At 59.4% G+C, this 16,964-nt stretch carries 16 protein-coding genes and 1 riboswitch; all 16 genes read left to right on the top strand.

What is annotated here, in order from left to right:
* Positions 1-7: 7 nt before the first annotated feature.
* Entirely contained in the window at positions 8-970 is a 963-nt protein-coding gene (gene cbiB, locus NNL35_RS27460) for an adenosylcobinamide-phosphate synthase CbiB (protein ID WP_006678096.1), read from the top strand.
* Positions 971-1,002: 32 nt separating this feature from the next.
* Positions 1,003-1,887 (top strand): histidine phosphatase family protein, encoded by an 885-nt coding sequence (locus NNL35_RS27455; RefSeq protein ID WP_006678097.1) that lies wholly within the window; start codon positions 1,003-1,005, stop codon positions 1,885-1,887.
* 118 nt (positions 1,888-2,005) lie between these two features.
* Positions 2,006-2,227, top strand: a riboswitch (cobalamin riboswitch).
* Between the two features lie 329 nt (positions 2,228-2,556).
* Complete coding sequence (locus NNL35_RS27450) at positions 2,557-3,552, top strand: ABC transporter substrate-binding protein (protein ID WP_006678099.1); 996 nt, start codon at positions 2,557-2,559, stop codon at positions 3,550-3,552.
* 20 nt (positions 3,553-3,572) lie between these two features.
* Positions 3,573-4,616 (top strand): FecCD family ABC transporter permease, encoded by a 1,044-nt coding sequence (locus NNL35_RS27445; RefSeq protein ID WP_006678100.1) that lies wholly within the window; start codon positions 3,573-3,575, stop codon positions 4,614-4,616.
* On the top strand, positions 4,613-5,479 hold the full coding sequence (locus NNL35_RS27440; RefSeq protein WP_006678101.1) for an ABC transporter ATP-binding protein: 867 nt from the start codon (positions 4,613-4,615) through the stop codon (positions 5,477-5,479). The genes NNL35_RS27445 and NNL35_RS27440 overlap by 4 nt, the downstream gene beginning before the upstream one ends.
* A gap of 200 nt (positions 5,480-5,679) precedes the next feature.
* The gene (cobT, locus tag NNL35_RS27435; RefSeq protein ID WP_040732250.1) at positions 5,680-6,759 is read left to right on the top strand and encodes a nicotinate-nucleotide--dimethylbenzimidazole phosphoribosyltransferase; all 1,080 of its coding nucleotides are present in this window, start codon (positions 5,680-5,682) and stop codon (positions 6,757-6,759) included.
* Entirely contained in the window at positions 6,756-7,367 is a 612-nt protein-coding gene (gene cobU / locus NNL35_RS27430) for a bifunctional adenosylcobinamide kinase/adenosylcobinamide-phosphate guanylyltransferase (protein ID WP_006678103.1), read from the top strand. Before cobT ends, cobU begins: the two co-directional genes overlap by 4 nt.
* Entirely contained in the window at positions 7,364-8,203 is an 840-nt protein-coding gene (gene cobS, locus NNL35_RS27425) for an adenosylcobinamide-GDP ribazoletransferase (protein ID WP_006678104.1), read from the top strand. Before cobU ends, cobS begins: the two co-directional genes overlap by 4 nt.
* A 5-nt stretch (positions 8,204-8,208) precedes the next feature.
* Entirely contained in the window at positions 8,209-9,873 is a 1,665-nt protein-coding gene (locus NNL35_RS27420; protein ID WP_006678105.1) for a cobyric acid synthase, read from the top strand.
* A 566-nt stretch (positions 9,874-10,439) separates the two neighbouring features.
* Positions 10,440-10,571 carry a hypothetical protein gene (locus NNL35_RS30485; protein ID WP_274380416.1) on the top strand — a complete coding sequence of 44 codons (132 nt, stop codon included), beginning with the start codon at positions 10,440-10,442 and terminating at the stop codon, positions 10,569-10,571.
* 217 nt (positions 10,572-10,788) lie between these two features.
* On the top strand, positions 10,789-11,304 hold the full coding sequence (locus NNL35_RS27415; RefSeq protein ID WP_006678106.1) for a DUF2179 domain-containing protein: 516 nt from the start codon (positions 10,789-10,791) through the stop codon (positions 11,302-11,304).
* A gap of 340 nt (positions 11,305-11,644) precedes the next feature.
* Complete coding sequence (locus tag NNL35_RS27410) at positions 11,645-12,808, top strand: ABC transporter ATP-binding protein (RefSeq protein WP_006678107.1); 1,164 nt, start codon at positions 11,645-11,647, stop codon at positions 12,806-12,808.
* Positions 12,809-12,811: 3 nt separating this feature from the next.
* Positions 12,812-13,471, top strand: a complete 660-nt coding sequence (locus NNL35_RS27405) for an ABC transporter permease (RefSeq protein ID WP_006678108.1) — start codon at positions 12,812-12,814, stop codon at positions 13,469-13,471.
* A 62-nt stretch (positions 13,472-13,533) separates the two neighbouring features.
* The gene (locus NNL35_RS27400; RefSeq protein WP_006678109.1) at positions 13,534-14,430 is read left to right on the top strand and encodes a glycine betaine ABC transporter substrate-binding protein; all 897 of its coding nucleotides are present in this window, start codon (positions 13,534-13,536) and stop codon (positions 14,428-14,430) included.
* Positions 14,431-14,444: 14 nt separating this feature from the next.
* Complete coding sequence (locus NNL35_RS27395; protein ID WP_006678110.1) at positions 14,445-15,146, top strand: ABC transporter permease; 702 nt, start codon at positions 14,445-14,447, stop codon at positions 15,144-15,146.
* A 310-nt stretch (positions 15,147-15,456) separates the two neighbouring features.
* Positions 15,457-16,914, top strand: a complete 1,458-nt coding sequence (locus tag NNL35_RS27390) for an MDR family MFS transporter (RefSeq protein ID WP_006678111.1) — start codon at positions 15,457-15,459, stop codon at positions 16,912-16,914.
* The last annotated feature ends 50 nt before the right edge of the window (positions 16,915-16,964 follow it).

The raw sequence follows: 16,964 nt of genomic DNA, 5'->3' as shown, positions 1-16,964 counted from the left end.
AGCAATCATGATCGCGGCATTAATAATCATCGCAGCATATGTATGGGATCGGGTCGTTGGCGATCCGAGGTGGCTCCCCCATCCGGTCATCGGCATGGGGAAAGCGATCTCGGCCCTGGAACGCCTTATCCGGAGAGCGGCACCGTCCGAAGCGGCGCTCAAGCCGCTGGGCTTCCTGCTGCCGCTGGTGATGGCGGGCGGGGCATTTGCCTTGACGTGGGGTGTATTGGCAGGGCTTTATGCTGTCAACGTCTGGCTGGGCGCGGCGGTTGAGGCGCTTCTGATCGGCACGACCATCGCCACCAAAGGGCTTCGCGATGCCGGAATGGCCGTCTATGCCCGACTGGCTGCAGGGGATCTGGCCGGAGCGCGGCGCGAGGTCGGCATGATCGTAGGAAGGGACACCGAGACGCTCGATGAACCGGAAATTACCCGCGCCGCCGTCGAGACGGTAGCTGAAAATATTATGGATGCCGTCATCTCTCCGCTCCTGTACGCGGCCATCGGCGGCGCGCCGTTGGCTATGGCCTATCGGGCTATTAATACGCTGGATTCCATGGTCGGCTATAAAAATGAGAAATACGCCAATCTCGGCTACGCCTCGGCGCGGCTTGATGATCTGGCGAATTGGATACCGGCGCGCTTGACCGCGCTGTTGATCATCGTATGCGCCCTGTTCGGCTATGACGCGAAGCGGGCGTGGAAGACGGCGCTGCGCGACGCGCCGAAGCATCCGAGCCCGAACAGCGGATGGCCGGAAGCGGCCACCGCCGGGGCGCTCGGCATCCGCCTTGGCGGATTGAATTGTTACAAAGGCGTATGTTCCTTCCGCGCCCATATGGGCGATCCCGTCGTGGAGATGGGAGGGGAACATATTGCGGCAGTGTGCAGGCTGCTGACCCGAAGCACACTGCTCTTCGCCATCCTGGCCGCAAGCGTCCTCTGGGCCTGCGGCGGATGGCTCCTGTAGACGAAAGGCGAATGAAGGAGTAATGGGATGAAATGAAACAAAAGCGCACATACAAAGCTCCCCCCGTTCGCCGCAAGCGGCGTCAAGCAGGAGCTAGACGACAATCCCGGCCCAAGCCTCCGCGCCGCGGCACCCGGCATATCTGCCGCCGTGCAGGCGCGTCCAGCGTCATCGTGCGGTTCGCGCTCGTTAGACATTCGCTGACGCAGGCGAATGTGGAGCGGCGGTATATCAGCTATACGGACAGCCCGCTTCTACCGGAAGCGGAAGAGGTGCTGCGGCCGATGCGCAGGGCCGTTGCCCATCCGGCGCCGCTCCTGTATACGAGCGATATGCGGCGCTGCCGCGAGACGCTGGCTCAGCTGCGTCCGCGCGATGCGGGAAGGGCTCACGTCGACACGAGGCTGCGCGAATACGATTTTGGCATGTGGGAAGGCTTGACGTACAACGATCTGAAGGAGGATCCGTCCTACCGCCGCTGGCTGGACGATATGACCTCCGTTCAGCCGCCGCGCGGCGAGCCGTGGCAGACATTCAGCACGCGGACGGCCCATGTCTGGTGGGAGATTCTGCAGAAGGCTGGGAGACAGACGGCTGTGACGGCGGGACAAGGCGCCCGCGGGCATCGCCATCGGCGGGAACGTGAGCCGGACAGGGACGGGCCTTATCCGGGCAGCGATCGGGGCAGAACGGCCCGGCTGTGCCGGAAGCGGCCGGGACGGGTAGGCAACGCGTATGAGGCGCGGCCCGATGTGCTGGTCGTAACCCACGGAGGAATGGTGCGGAGGCTGTACACGCTCGCCTTCCCGAAGAAGACGTTCTGGGAAGCGACCGTCCCGATCGGGGCGGGGATCTTGATTACGGCTGCCAAGTCTCCCCGCCGCTGGAAGTTCCTGCGGGCGGAGCGGCTGCCTTGATGGAGCGATCTGCGATGAGCGAGGGAACAGATAGATGCCCTGCGGTATGTGAGGAATGTTATTGCAAGGACAGGGCAATTCCCCTATAATCAATAGTCAAGCTATGATTAGAAGACAAGCGAATAGTAATCTATCGGGTCCTTGCGCCGCACGAGCATTGAGCTTGTGCCCAAGGATAATAGGGAAGCCGGTGTGAATCCGGCACGGTCCCGCCACTGTAAATGGAGTGTTGCGCTCAGAATGCCACTGTCTGCGCGGATTCAAGCGAATCCGCTGATGGGAAGGCGAGCACAGCAAGATGCTCCTAAGTCAGGAGACCTGCCCGATAGGAAGACGAGTTATTTCCTTCGCGGAGAGGAGCGGCGTCATTGGAACGGACTTCCTGTTGCTGCTGAGCGGCCATGCTGTCAGACAGCGTAAGATCGCTTTGCAGATCAGTTCGGAAGGTCCTATCCAGGAGACTGCGTTCCCCCGATCCCAAGGATCGGGGGTTTTGTGTTTGTGCGCTCTTTGACAACCCCGCCTTGAAGCGGATGAAGGAACCGGTTAGGCATCATGCCGAACCGGGGAAAACCAGGCGCCGGCCCTTCTGCAGGAAGGAACGGCGTTCGCACCGCTTCCGCAAGGAAGCAGGTATGATATTCAGGTAAGCGAGGGAGAAAAAACATGATGAGCAAATGGTGGAACAGAACGATAGCGGTCGCGGCAGCGGCCGTGCTGGCTTTGAGCTTGGCGGCTTGCGGAGCGGCCCCGTCGAAGGAGGCGGACAAAGCTCCTGAGACTGCGCAGCAGCAGGAGAACGGCAATGCGGCTTCTGAGGCCGCGAAGACGACCTACCCGCTGACGGTGAAGGATGCGACCGGGCATGAATTCACGTTCGACAAAGCGCCGGAACGGATCATTTCCGTATCGCCGGCAGAGACGGAATCGTTGTTTGCCCTTGGCCTTGGCGACAATATCGTCGGCGTGTCGGATTATGACGACTACCCGGCAGAAGCGGCGCAAAAGCCGAAAATGGGCGGCATCACGAAACCGAATGAGGAAGCGATCATTGCGGCGAAGCCGGATGTCGTATTTACCGGCATCTCGATGAAGGAAGAAGCAGTCAACAAATTCCGTGAGCTGGGCATTGAAATTTTCAAGGTCGAGCCGAAAACCTATGACGACGTAATCAGCAATATCGAGCTGTATGGTCTCATTACCGATCATCAGAAGGAAGCAAAAGAAATTACCGATCAGATGAAAAAGGTGCGCGATGACGTAGCTGAAGCGGTCAAGGGCGTCACCGACAAGAAGAAGGTTTATATTGAATTCTCGCCGGGCTGGACCGTCGGCAGCGGCGAATTCATGAACGAGCTGATCGAGACGGCGGGCGGCGTCAATATTGCTGCCGCGGACATGACCGGCTGGAACCAGATTAATGAGGAGAACATCATCAAGGAGAATCCGGACGTCATTCTGTTCGCGAAGGATCTCGTCGACAGCGAGACGAACAAGACGCTGGAAGACATTATCCGCGGACGCAGCGGCTGGGAAGCGATCACCGCGATCAAGGATAATCAGTTGTTCGGACTGGACAATAACAAGCTGAGCCGCCCGGGCCCGCGTGTAGCCGAAGCGCTGCAGGATGTGGCGAAGGCGATCTATCCTGATTTGTTCAAATAGATGATGGGATGGACATATCGATGAAAAAAGGGTTTGGCTTTGGAGTAGCGATGTTGGCGCTGCTCCTTTTATCTATTGTAGGTTGTCTGTCCGTCGGGTCGGTGAAGATGCCGATGGGAGAGATTGCGAAAATATTGCTGCATCACGTTCCCGGGCTGGAATCGCTCATACCCGTCACCTGGGATGACGCTTCCGCGACCATTATGATGAAGGTCCGCTTCCCGCGAGTCGTGCTCGCGATGCTCGTCGGCGCGTCGCTGGGGCTGGCGGGGACGGGCTTCCAGGGCGTGCTGCGCAATCCGCTGGCGGATCCGTACACCCTGGGCGTGTCTTCCGGAGCCTCCGTCGGTGCCGCGTTCCTGATCTACTTCGGTCTGCAATATGCGCTGCTCGGTCAGTGGACGGTTCCAATCGTCGCCTTCATAACCGGCACGCTTACGCTGTTGGCCGTCATGCGCCTGGCCAGGGAAGACGGCAAAATCCCGATCGAGACGCTGATTCTGGCCGGGGTCGTCACGCAGGCGTTCCTCGGCTCGATCGTCTCCTTCCTCGTTGCGATGTCGAAGCAGACGATCAACGAGATTCTATACTGGGTCATGGGAAGCCTGGCGCTGCGGGGCTGGTCTTATTCGGCAGTCCTGGCGCCGTATATGGCGATCGGGCTCATCGCCCTGATCGCCTATGCCCGCCCGCTGAATCTGCTGGCCCTCGGAGAGCGGCAGGCGTCTCATCTCGGGCTCAATGTCGAGCGCACGAAGTGGGTCGTTCTGCTCGTGTCGACGTTCATTACGGCGGCGGCCGTATCCGTATCGGGAGTTATCGGCTTCGTCGGGCTCGTCGTCCCGCATATGATTCGGCTGCTGGTCGGCCCCGACTATCGCCTGCTCGTGCCGTTCTCGGCTGTGGGCGGAGCGATCTATGTCATGTGGGCGGATACGATTGCACGGACGGCCCTGGCGCCGACTGAGATACCGCTCGGAGTGGTGACGGCCTTCATCGGCGCTCCGTTCTTCGCGTATTTGCTCATCCGAAATAAACGGTCGAAACGGAGGAGATGGTCATGAGGACGGGAGCTGCGCATCGGGAATTCACCGCGAAGCCGGGGGCATCATCCGGACAGGTCCGCCCGGGAGAGCCGATTCTTCAGGCCGAGCATATCAGCAAAAGCTACGGCAGCCGCTCGGTGCTGAACGACGTCTCCTTGACTGTCCGCGCCGGAGAATGGGTCGGCATCATCGGCCCGAACGGCAGCGGCAAGTCAACGCTGCTCTCGCTGCTGTCCGGCGCCGATTCTCCTGCCGGCGGGCGCATCGAGCTGAAGGGGCGCTCCCTGCGATCCTACACGCGCAAAGCGCTGTCGCAAACGATGGCGGTCCTGCTCCAGGAGTCGCTTCCGCCGATTGGGTACTCGGTCCGCGAGGTTGTCGAGATGGGCCGCTTCCCGTATCAGTCCTGGTTCGGCTCGGAGACGGAGGACAGCGGACCCTATATCGATTCGATTATGGAGCGGCTGCAGCTGACGGAATTGGAGGAGCGGCCGATCGACCGGCTCAGCGGCGGCCAGCGCCAGCGGGTCGCCCTGGCGAAGCTGATGGCCCAATCGCCGTCTATCGTGCTGCTGGATGAGCCGACGACCTATCTGGACATCCGGTATCAGGTGCAGTTCATGGATGTCGTCCGCGACTGGCAGCAGGACTGCGGCTTGACGGTCGTCTCGGTGCTGCATGATCTGAACCTGGCGGCGCTGTATTGCGACCGGCTCGTCGTCGTGCATGAGGGGCGCATCGCAGCCGATGGTTCTCCGGAAGAGATGATGTCGCCGGATGTCATCGCGCGCTACTTCGATACCCGCGCCGCCATCGTGCCGCATCCGGGGAACGGCCGTCCGCAGCTGCTGATGTGTCCGGCCCACACGGACGCGGAATAGGAGGCGGGGATCAAAGAGGCGCGGAAGGAAGTGGAAGCCGTGAACGGGAAGCGGGCCGCTTCCACGGCATGGCGGGAGATGGAATGACGAATACGCAGGAAAAGAATCATTTCTGTAATTGGGATGAACATCAATGGCAATGACAACTAGCAACCAACAATGGGAAAACGGAGATGAATGAGATGAATGCGATGAATGTGATGAATGAACGGCTTAGCGAAGTAATCGGGCGGATTCCTGCCCTTGACAATACGGCGATGGAGGCGGCCGCTGCGCATCAGAATCAGCTGACGAAGCCGCCGGGAAGCCTCGGTCTGCTGGAGGAGCTTGCGGTTCAGTTGGCCGGCATTACGGGAACGGTCACACCGGAATTCAAGCAAAAGGCGATTATTGTCATGGCGGGCGATCATGGCGTATGCGCGGAAGGGATCAGCGCCTTCACGGCCGAAGTGACTCCACAGATGGTCATGAACTTCCTTGCCGGCGGCGCGGCCGTCAATGTGCTGGCGCGGCAGGCCGGAGCCGAGGTCATCTGCGTTGATGTCGGCGTCAACGCGGATTTGAGCCATCCGCAGCTGCAATCGCGCAAGGTGCGCCGCGGAACCGGCAATATGGCCCAAGGTCCGGCGATGACCCGGGAAGAGGCGGTGGCGGCGATTCTGGCCGGCGTCGATACAGTGAACGAGTGCGTCCAGGCCGGCATTCGCATGTTCTCTACCGGGGAAATGGGCATCGGCAACACGACGCCAAGCGCCGCTATTCTGTGTGCCTTGACCGGACTTGCTCCGGAAGAGGCCGTCGGCCGGGGAACCGGCATCGGCGATGCGCAGTGGGCGCATAAATGCAACGTCGTACGCCAGGCGCTCGAGGTGAACCAGCCCGATCGCAACGATGCGCTGGATGTGCTCGCGAAGGTTGGCGGACTCGAGATCGCAGGATTGACCGGCGTCATTCTCGGCGCGGCGGCCCATCGCCTCCCGGTCGTCGTCGACGGCTTCATCTCCAGCGCGGCGGCGCTGGCGGCGGTGCGGCTCGCTCCGGCGGCGCAGCCTTATCTGATCGGTTCGCATCTGTCCGAAGAGCGCGGTCATGCCGCCTTGCTGGCCGAGCTTGGCCTGAAGCCGGGCCTGCACTTGAATATGCGCCTCGGCGAAGGAACGGGCGGCGCTCTGATGTTCTCGATTATCGATGCTTCGCTGCGCATTATGCAAGAGATGGCCACCTTCGCTCAAGCAGGCGTATCCAATAAAGACACGGACGATAGCGAGGGACAAGCATGACCGGTACGGCTGCCGAAGGATATAAGCTTGTCCTCGTAACGGGCGGCGCACGCAGCGGCAAGAGCGGCTTCGCGGAGCGGCTGTTCATGAAGCGCATCCCGGATGGGGGCATCTATGTCGCGACCGCGGAAGCCCATGATGACGAGATGCGCGAGCGGATTCGCCGCCACCAGTCAGACCGGGAGCAATCGGGCTACGGCTGGATGACGGTGAACGAGCCGCTCCGGCTGCCGGAATGGCTCGCCCGCACCAGCCTGGACGCAGAAGCTGCGGATGAAGGCCCGGCCGTGCTTATCGACTGCCTGACGCTCTGGCTGTCGAACGAGCTGCTTCAGGCCGAGCGGCAGTGGGGAGAGGGCCCGGAAGCCGAGCGCTATCTGGAGGCGCGCATCGAACGGCTGGCGGAGGAAGCGAGCCGCTTCCGCGGAACCCTAGTGATGGTTACGAACGAGGTCGGGGACAGCATCGTTCCCGTCTACAAGCTCGGCCGGATATTCCGCGACGCGGCCGGCCGCTTGAACCAGCGCATCGCCGGGAAGGCGGATGAAGTGTATCTCGTGACCGCAGGCATACCGATCGAGCTGAAGAGCCGGGAGGTGCGGCTATGAAGGAGACATGGCAAGGACTCGTTGCGGCGATGCAATTTCTGACCCGGATCCCGGTTCCGTTCTCGGTGCCGTTCACGAACGAGGTGCTGAAGCGAAGCACCTTCTTCTTTCCGCTGGCGGGCTTCTGCATCGGCGGGCTGGTCTGGGCGGTCGGCTGGGGATTGCTGCATCTGCTTCCCGTCTTCCCGGCGGCCGCGCTGACGCTTACCCTGGCCGTTGCGCTGCAGGGCGGGCTTCATATGGACGGCTGGATGGACACGGCCGACGGCGTGCTCAGCTCGCGTTCCCGCGAGCGGATGCTCGAGATTATGAAGGACAGCCGCTCCGGCGCGATGGGCGTGATCGCATGCGTTCTGCTGCTGCTGCTCAAATGGACGTTCCTCGTCTCTCTGATGGAGCTGGGCTTATGGAACGGCTGGGTTGTCGTTCCGTTCATCTGGTCGCGTGTCGCGATGGTATTGGCGCTGGCGAGCAAGCCTCAGGCGCGCCCGGAAGAGGGACTCGGCGGGTATTTCCTTGGCGTGAAGGCCGGGCATGTCACGATCGCCTATCTTCTCGGCTTCGCGCTTGCCGCTCTGGCCGTTGCAGCATCGGGAATGGCAGATGCCGGAACGAGCCTAAGCGCGCTCACGGGGCTGGGTCTCTCGTCCTCGGACGCCGCGATGGTGATGAGCGTCGCTGCGCCGCTGCTGTGCACGGCGGGGGCCTGCTTGCCGATCCAATACTTGTCGCGCAAGCTGGGCGGGCTGACCGGAGATACGTACGGTGCGATTAACGAATGGACGGAGGTTGTCGGCTTGCTGCTGCTTCTCCTGGCGGCAACCGGGAAAGGATGAAGGATATGAGCGAGAAATCCGGCGCCGGGCAAGGCGCGGAACAGGCGAAGGAGACGGAAGGACGGCCGCAGGGGCGGACGATCATGCTCCAAGGAACCGCCTCCGATGTCGGCAAGAGCGTCGTGACGACGGCGCTATGCCGCATATTCAAGCAGGACGGGTATCGGGTAGCCCCGTTCAAGTCGCAAAATATGGCGCTCAATTCGTATGTGACGCCGGACGGCAAGGAGATTGGGCGCGCACAGGGCGTGCAGGCGGAAGCTTGCGGCATCGCGGCGACGACGGATATGAATCCGGTGCTGCTCAAGCCGACGAAGGACATGCATTCGCAGGTCGTCGTCCACGGCAAGCCTTATAAGAACCTGAGCGCCCGCGATTACCGTTCAGGCTTCCTGCCCGAAGCGAAGCGGACCGTGGTGGACGCGGTGAACCGGCTGCGCGCCGCCTACGATATTGTCGTTATGGAGGGAGCGGGCAGCCCGGCCGAAATCAATCTGAAGCAGAATGATATCGTCAATATGAACATGGCTGCCTGGGCGGAGGCTCCAGTCCTGCTCGTGGCGGACATCGATCGCGGCGGCGTGTTCGCTTCTATCGTGGGCACCTTGGAGCTGCTGGAGCCGCATGAGCGGGAGCGGGTTCAAGGATTCATCATCAACAAATTCCGCGGCGACGTCACGCTGCTGCAGCCCGGACTCGACTGGCTCGAAGAGCGCACCGGCATTCCGGTAATCGGCGTGCTGCCTTATGCCGACGATCTGGACATTGAAGCGGAGGATTCGGTCGCGTTGGAGCAGTGGAAGGGGAAGGTGCTCCCGGAGAACGACCTGGATATTGCGGTCGTGGGCTTGCCGCGCATCTCCAACTTTACCGACATCGATCCGCTGGCCGCGGAGCGTGATGTGCGCATCCGTTATATTCGGCGGCCGGAAGAGCTGGGCACGCCGGATGCCATCATTATTCCGGGGACGAAGAGCACGATGGCCGATCTGCAATGGCTGCAGGAGAACGGGCTGGCCGACGCATTGGTATCTTATGCGAAGGACGGGGTCGTGACGGGCATTTGCGGGGGATATCAAATGTTGGGCGAGCGTCTGCGCGATCCGCACGGAGCGGAGGACGAAGCGGGTGCGGTCATGGATGGCTTGGGGCTGCTGGCGATGGAGACGGTGTTCGCCGCCGACAAGCGAACGGAGCGCGTGCGGGGAACGGTCATCGCCTCCGGACTGCGTGGGACGCCGCTTGAAGCTTGCCCGATGGAAGGCTATGAGATTCATATGGGCCGTTCGCTGCCGACGGCGGCGGATATCGCGGCTGAACCGCTGCTGGAGCTGCGGGCTGCGGACGAGGCAGATGCGGGTTGCACCGGTCATGACGGCCTGCTGCATCCGAATGGACGCGTCATGGGTACCTATCTGCATGGCTTGTTCCATAATGACGCCTTCCGCAGGGGATGGTTAAACAGGCTCCGCGAGGCGAAAGGACTTGCGCCTCTGCCCGTCGAGTTGAACTTTGCCGCCCAGCGGGAGGCCGCCTTTGACCGCCTGGCGGATCGGGCTCGCAGCCACTTGGACATGGAGCGGATCTATCGTATACTGCGGATTGCGGAACCCAGTCCTGACATTGAGGGGGGCAGCAATGCTGCCTCCTGCCGTATGGCCGCTCGATAGCGGACCGTCCGGCGCTTGCGATGCAGGTGCCGGGCTTTTTGCGTACGCTTAATGGGGCCTGGACAGGGGGCTCGGCCTCTTTGGAGTACTCTCCCTTTTACTCAGAAGCTGTCCTGCTCAAAAAGTGCTTCTACCCCAAGTATTTTGCTCTCGCGATAAGTCGTCTTCTCCCGATGTATAGCGCTCCGGTGCTCTTCTGATGTATCGTGCTTCCTGATGTATCGCGCTTTTCCGATGTGGTGTTTCGCTCAATGTATCGTGCCTCCCGGATTCTGACCCGATGGGAGAGTGGTCGTAAGGGGTAAGCACCCTCCTCTTTTCCTCGTTCCCAGGCATAGCTTTTGGAGGATGTGCTTGATGTTGTGGACGCTGTCTGGCCACGACAGAGAAGGATATGGCAGTCGTCGCCAACGCGGGCCATATGATCATGATCGAGCATGTCGAGTGGGCTGTCCCGATTATTAGCGGGTGGATGGGCCGAAGGCTGGACAGAAGGTAGGTCTGTTCAAGCGGAACGGGACCGATAGAAGGTACGTGATCCGAGCGTGCCGGAACGGAAGACGGGCATGACGGGGGGAAAGACGCGCAGGGAGCATGGAAGGACGCGCCAGGCGCATGGAAGGACGAGCAAGGTGCATGGAAGGATGGGCAAAGCGACGGGAAGAACGGCAGGCAAGGAGATGGATGCCTCCGGCTAACGGCACAGTGGGGATTCGGTTGCCCGAACCCTTGAATTGGCAAGGGCCGTCCGCCAGGAAGCCGCTTGTGTTGCGGCTGTAAAGAGATTACAATCAAGGGAGTCTGGCTGCCTGCCGGGGTCCTTCTTTTTGTGCCTGCGTTTCCGGAAAGGCGTAGAAGGGTATAGATATTTATTACTCGCGTTGCAATTGCATCGGCGGAAGGAAAGGATTACGCATGTTTACGATTCTCATCGCCATTTTCACGATACAAATCGTCTATGTTTCTTTTTTCACGCTGCGCATGATCTTGACCTTGAAGGGACAGCGGTATTTGGCCGCCTCGATCAGTACGGTCGAGATTATCATCTATGTGCTTGGTCTGAACATGGTGCTCAAATATTTGGATGAACCGGTCAGCTTGATCGTGTACGCCGTCGGGTATGGCATCGGGGTGCTGGTCGGCTCCTGGATCGAGGACAAAATTGCGCTCGGCTATGTCGTATTCAAGGTCATCGTCAACAATCCGGACAGCCCGCTGCCGAATTATCTGCGGGATCATGGCTTCGGCGTCACCTCCTGGATCGGCAGCGGCCGGGACGGACATCGGCTCATGCTTGAGGTGCTGGCGAAGCGGAAGAACCGCGGGATGCTCCAACAATCGATTTTGGAGATCGAACCGAAGGCATTTATCGTCACCTCCGAGCCGACACAGCTTCACGGAGGATTTTGGACCAAGGTCACGCGCCGTTAGGGCGCGGGGCCTTTTTTTGTTGCGGATCCCCGGACAAGGACGGTTTTTTTGGTAAACATAAGAATCCAAAAATTGCAGATAATGAAGACCAACAGTCCTGTTTTTTGTCGAAACCTAAGTCTTTTGTTTCATATGGTCAGGATCGGTGTAATTATAAAGTATGCTTATGTGTAAATGCGCTATCAGCGATCGCGCGTTCTATTCCTTGTGCTGATTCGCGTACACATAACAAATAACTGCTCCCCATTTCAGGCCGGCCGGATTCATCTACATACTTGGCAGCACCCGCAGGGGTCAACAGCTTCTATCAATATTTTTTATAAAAAAGAGGTGATGGTGCATGATCCAATTCCAACAAGTGAATAAGGTGTACGAAGGTGGCTTTCACGCGTTGAAAGACATCAATCTGGAATTCAAGAAGGGCGAGCTCACCGTCCTGATCGGACCGAGCGGATGCGGCAAATCGACCACTATGAAAATGATTAACCGTCTGATGACCCCTTCAAGCGGAAAAATCCTCATTAACGGCCGAGATATTTCGGAGCAGAACGCTGTGGAGCTCCGGCGCAATATCGGCTACGTCATTCAAAACATCGGATTATTCCCCCACATGACCATCGGCAAAAATGTTGCCGTCGTCCCGCAATTGAAGAAATGGGATAAAGCCAAGACCGAACAACGGGTGGATGAACTGCTGCGGCTCGTTCACCTCGATCCGGAAGTATACCGCGATCGCTATCCTTCCGAGCTGAGCGGAGGGCAGCAGCAGCGCATTGGCGTCATCCGCGCCTTCGCCGCCGATCCGGACATCATCTTGATGGACGAACCGTTCAGCGCGCTCGATCCGATCAGCAGGGAGCAGCTGCAGGATGAGCTGATCCGGCTGCAGCAGGAGCTGAACAAGACGATTATTTTCGTTACCCATGATATGGATGAGGCGATCAAAATCGCGGATACGATCGTGCTGATGAAGGATGGCGAGGTCGTGCAGACCGGATCGCCGGAATACATACTTCGGCACCCGGCCAATGATTTCGTCCGCACGTTCATCGGGCAGAAGCGCCTGGAAGGAGCGGCCGGCTTCGATATTCCGGTCGTGGATGAAGTGATGGTGCCGAAGCCGGTCACGGCGTATCCGAACCGGGGGCTGGCGGAAGCGATCAAGCTGATGGAGAGCCGCAAGGTGGACTCGCTGTTCATCGTCGACCGTGACGACAAGCTGCAGGGCATCGTCTCCATTTATAAGGTGCTGGACCAATACGGCGAGGAGAACAAGCGGGTGAAGGATGTGATGCGGCCGATCGGCTACTTCGTCCGGCCGGGAACGCCGCTGCCGGAAGCGGTGCAGATCATGAGCGACAATCGGCTTACGATTTTGGCGGTCGTCGATGAGAACGGCAAGTTCATCGGCTTGATTACCCGTGGCAGCATCGTGAAGCATTTGGCGGACGTCTATCCTTCGATCGTGGAGAGCGCGCCGAATACGTTCAGAGAGGAGGCGTAACCGATGGATGGATGGTGGACATTTCTGCAAGAGCGGGGAAGCGACATCGCCACAGCGCTGACTGAACATATGGTCATCTCGGCCGCCTCGGTGCTGATTGGGTGCCTCGTTGCGATTCCGCTCGGCATCGCGCTTATCTACAACACCTTTTCCTGGCTGAACAGCATCGTTTTCTTCGTTGCCAATCTGCTGCAGACCGTGCCGAGTCTGGCGCTGCTGGCCATTATGATTCCGCTGATGGGCATCGGCATGAAGCCGGCCATCTTCGCTTTGTTCCTCTATTCGATTATGCCGATCCTGCGCAATACATACGATGGCTTCGAATCTGTGGACCACAGCGTGCTGGAATCGGCCCGCGGCATGGGCTATGGAACGTTCCAGCGGATTGTGCGCATTCAGCTTCCGCTGGCCTTGCCTTATATTATGTCCGGCGTGCGCGTGACGACGGTCTATATTATCAGTTGGGCGACGCTCGCCGCCTTGATCGGGGCCGGGGGTCTGGGACAGCTGATCGTATCGGGCATGGGCGTCAACAAGCCGGAGCTGATCGTTACCGGAGCCGTCGGAGCCATCGTGCTCGCGTTTGTCATCGACGGACTGCTCGGGCTATTGGAAAAAGCACTTACACGCCGTTTTGGACGGACGAGCAGCTTGTCTGCTTAATTTGCCGTCCGTAACGGGGTGTACGGTCCGGGACTTGTGTGAATGAAGGAGGAGGATTCGGTATGACTGGACGAACACGGCCGGCGGGCATCGCGATTGCCCTGCTGGCGTTGACGATATTGCTGTCTTCCTGCGGGCTGGACAATCGGCTCGTTATAGGGACGCAGACCTATTCCGAGGCGAAAATATTGGCCGAAATGTACAAGGCGCTTATTGAAGACCGCACCGACCTGAAGGCCAAGGTGCTGCCAGATCTGGCGGCGAGCGGCATCGTCATTAACTCGATGAAGAAGAACGAGCTTCAGATTGCCACGCTCTATACGGGCGAAATCTTCAACAACCATTTCCCGGTCGTCGAGACGAAGCAGCGGGATGAGGTATTGAAGCAGGCCCAGGAGGGCTTCGATCAATATTTTGATTTTACATGGTTCGATCCGCTCGGCTTCGAGAATACGTATGCCTTCACCGTGCGCAGCGATCTGGCGGAGGAGCGGGGATATCAGAAAATATCCGATGTGCAGAAGGATGCCGGCACTCTGCGGCTTGGCGTCGATACGACCTGGCTTGAGCGGGGACTGGACGGATACAAGGGCTTCCAGGATGAGTACGGCTTCCGGTTCGGTAAGGAGTTCCCGATGGAGCAAAGCCTCGTATACGAGGCGGTGGCGAACAAACAGGTCGATATTGTGCTTGCTTATTCCACCGATTCGCGTCTGAAGGCTTACCAATTGAAGACGCTGCAGGATGACAAGCAGTTTTTCCCGCCGTATGACGCTTCGACGGTGGTGCGCAATGATGTGCTGGAGGCGCATCCGGACTTGAAGGAGGTGCTCGGCCTGCTTGTGGGAACCTTGGACGAGAAGACGATGATCGATCTGAACTATGAAGTGGATGTCGAAAAGAAAAGTGAACGGGAAGTGGCCGTCAATTATTTAAAACGAGTCGGATTGCTTCAGTAGAAAGGAGGCCCGCTATGGGAAGCTATGAATGGACAATTGCGGATTTGCTCGCTTATATGGGCCGCAATACGGATTTATTATGGGAATATTTCGTGACCCATATTATCATGGTGCTCACCGGCGTCGGCCTGGCCTTCGTCATCGGCGTTCCGCTCGGCGTGCTGTGCGCCCGGTACAAAGGCTTGTCCAAGCTCATTCTCGCGGTGACGAGCACGCTGCAGGTCATCCCGAGTCTGGCCTTGCTCGTGCTGCTGATGCTCGCGTTCGGGCTCGGCACGAAGACGGTCGTCGTCGGCCTGCTCCTGTACTCGCTCAACCCGATCGTGCGCAATACGTACGTCGGGCTGAAGCAGGTCAATTCGAGCTATGTCGAAGCCGGCCGCGGCGTCGGCATGAGCCCGCTGCAGCTGCTCTTCAAGGTGCGGTTCCCGCTGGCGCTGACGTATATGCTGACCGGGCTGCGCATCGCGGCCGTCATCGCGATCGGGGTCGCGACGATTGCGCCTATCGTCGGCGGGGACGGATTAGGCCGGGAAATCTATGCCGGCATCAATTCGCAGAACCCGCTGCGCATTTACGCCGGGGCGATCCCGGCGGCGCTGCTCGCCATCGTCGCGGATGTGCTGCTCGCCATCCTCCAGAAACGATGGAACCTCACGGAGCGCAAGTCGCGGAAGAACGGCGTTCAGGCCGATTCCACCCGTTCCGCCACGTAACGCGGCCTGGAGCCCGCAGCCGGATCGCCGATCAGGCTGCGGGCCTTTTTGCGTTTTGGCGGGTCGAGCACTCAAGCCAGGCCTGTTCTGCGGTTATTCAGCTGGGGGATGGTTTAATAATTGCATATGTCAATATTGACATTACAACTATCCCGCCTTTACAATTTTGGAGGAAGAGCCTCAGGCGCTCATACCGGGAGCGGCCGCATGAATGCGCATAGGCTGTCTGCAAATCTTATCGCATGTGATGTGTTTTTCTGCGATATAGGCAAATGAGAAAGGCTGTGGAAGGATGGGAGACGGAGAAACGATGACGAACCGCTCCTTTTGGAGTATCATGTTCGCCATTTTCTTTGGCAATTTTTTGGCTGTACTGAGCACCAACACGATCAATATCGCGCTTCCCGTGCTGATGGATCATTTTCACGCGGAGCTCCAGACGATTCAATGGGTGTTAACCGGGTTTATGCTGGCGACGGGCGTCATTGCGCCTGTGGTCGGTTATTTCGGCAACCGCTTCAGCACCAAGCGGCTTTATATGATCGCCCTGGGAGGCTTCGTTCTCTGCTCCATTCTGTGCGCTCTGTCATGGAGCGAATGGAGCTTGATTGCGTTCCGCGTACTGCAGGGCGCGTTCACCGGGATTATTATGCCGACGACGATGTCGATCGTCTATCAGGCCGTTCCGAAGGAGCGGCAGGCGACCGCAATCAGCCTGTGGGGCTTGTCGGCGATGCTCGCTCCGGCCGTCGGGCCGACGCTGGCCGGCTTCATCGTGCACGTGGGCGACTGGCATTGGCTGTTCTGGCTCAATGTGCCGATCGGGGCGGTGGCGCTGCTTGCCGTAGCGAGGTTCATTCCGTATTACCGGCTGGACCGACAGGGGCATTTTGACAAGATCGGATTCGTCAGCGTCGTTGCCGGAAGCCTGGCGCTGCTGCTGGCCTTCGGCAACAGCTCCGCCTGGGGATGGCTGTCAGGGAAGACGATGGGGCTCCTGCTCGGCGGGACGGTCATTATCGCCTTCTTTGTCCGCCATTCCCTGCGTCAGGAGAAGCCGCTGCTCGATTTCCGGCTGTTCATGTACAAACGGTACACGGTCAGCATGATGCTCGTGTGCATCTTCACGATAAGCTTGTATGCCGGAGCGCTGCTGACGCCGCTCTTCCTGCAGAAGGTTCAGGGCGCTTCGACGCTGACCTCGGGTCTTGTCCTGCTGCCGGCATCCGCACTGATGGCCTTCGTCATGCCCTTCACCGGGCGCTGGTACGACCGCTTCGGGCCGGTTCGCATGATTACCGTCGGGCTTCTGCTGATGGCTGTCGCCACCTTTGCGATGAGCCGGCTTTATCTCGATTCGCCGCATTGGTATATTACGGCCTGGATGGCTGTGCGCAACGTCGGCATCGCCCTGGCGAACACGCCGGCGACAAATGCGGGAATGACGGCGATTCCGCGAGAGCTGTCCGGCTACGGTTCTTCGATTAACAGCTGGCTGCGGCAAGGGCTGGCGTCATTGTCCATCAGCCTGTTCACCTCGCTGTTGGCTTCGCGCACCATTACGCATGTGGCCGGGCTCAACGGCATCATCGCCGATCCGTCGCAGCTGCACGATACGGCATACACGATGAGCATCAATGATATCAACCTGCTTAGCGTCGGATTGACCTTGCTCGGGCTCCCGCTCGTCTATCTGCTCAGCCGCACGCCGAACCGGCTTCCGGATTCCGTTGACCGGGCCGCTTCCACGACAGCTTCCCGTTCCTAAGCTGAGGTAATCATTTCTACAGATAATGGACGAATTGCAATCGATGATGG

The sequence above is a fragment of the Paenibacillus dendritiformis genome, from assembly GCF_945605565.1.
In the GTDB taxonomy this organism is placed as follows: domain Bacteria; phylum Bacillota; class Bacilli; order Paenibacillales; family Paenibacillaceae; genus Paenibacillus_B; species Paenibacillus_B dendritiformis_A.
Note: the sequence above shows the minus strand (reverse complement) of the source record. Positions and strands in the feature narration are given on the sequence as shown.

Coding starts and splice junctions, on each gene's coding strand:
- cbiB (WP_006678096.1), top strand. CDS start 8: ATGATCGCGGCATTAATAATCATCGCAGCATATGTATGGGATCGGGTC.
- NNL35_RS27455 (WP_006678097.1), top strand. CDS start 1,003: ATGAAACAAAAGCGCACATACAAAGCTCCCCCCGTTCGCCGCAAGCGG.
- NNL35_RS27450 (WP_006678099.1), top strand. CDS start 2,557: ATGAGCAAATGGTGGAACAGAACGATAGCGGTCGCGGCAGCGGCCGTG.
- NNL35_RS27445 (WP_006678100.1), top strand. CDS start 3,573: ATGAAAAAAGGGTTTGGCTTTGGAGTAGCGATGTTGGCGCTGCTCCTT.
- NNL35_RS27440 (WP_006678101.1), top strand. CDS start 4,613: ATGAGGACGGGAGCTGCGCATCGGGAATTCACCGCGAAGCCGGGGGCA.
- cobT (WP_040732250.1), top strand. CDS start 5,680: ATGAATGAACGGCTTAGCGAAGTAATCGGGCGGATTCCTGCCCTTGAC.
- cobU (WP_006678103.1), top strand. CDS start 6,756: ATGACCGGTACGGCTGCCGAAGGATATAAGCTTGTCCTCGTAACGGGC.
- cobS (WP_006678104.1), top strand. CDS start 7,364: ATGAAGGAGACATGGCAAGGACTCGTTGCGGCGATGCAATTTCTGACC.
- NNL35_RS27420 (WP_006678105.1), top strand. CDS start 8,209: ATGAGCGAGAAATCCGGCGCCGGGCAAGGCGCGGAACAGGCGAAGGAG.
- NNL35_RS30485 (WP_274380416.1), top strand. CDS start 10,440: ATGACGGGGGGAAAGACGCGCAGGGAGCATGGAAGGACGCGCCAGGCG.
- NNL35_RS27415 (WP_006678106.1), top strand. CDS start 10,789: ATGTTTACGATTCTCATCGCCATTTTCACGATACAAATCGTCTATGTT.
- NNL35_RS27410 (WP_006678107.1), top strand. CDS start 11,645: ATGATCCAATTCCAACAAGTGAATAAGGTGTACGAAGGTGGCTTTCAC.
- NNL35_RS27405 (WP_006678108.1), top strand. CDS start 12,812: ATGGATGGATGGTGGACATTTCTGCAAGAGCGGGGAAGCGACATCGCC.
- NNL35_RS27400 (WP_006678109.1), top strand. CDS start 13,534: ATGACTGGACGAACACGGCCGGCGGGCATCGCGATTGCCCTGCTGGCG.
- NNL35_RS27395 (WP_006678110.1), top strand. CDS start 14,445: ATGGGAAGCTATGAATGGACAATTGCGGATTTGCTCGCTTATATGGGC.
- NNL35_RS27390 (WP_006678111.1), top strand. CDS start 15,457: ATGACGAACCGCTCCTTTTGGAGTATCATGTTCGCCATTTTCTTTGGC.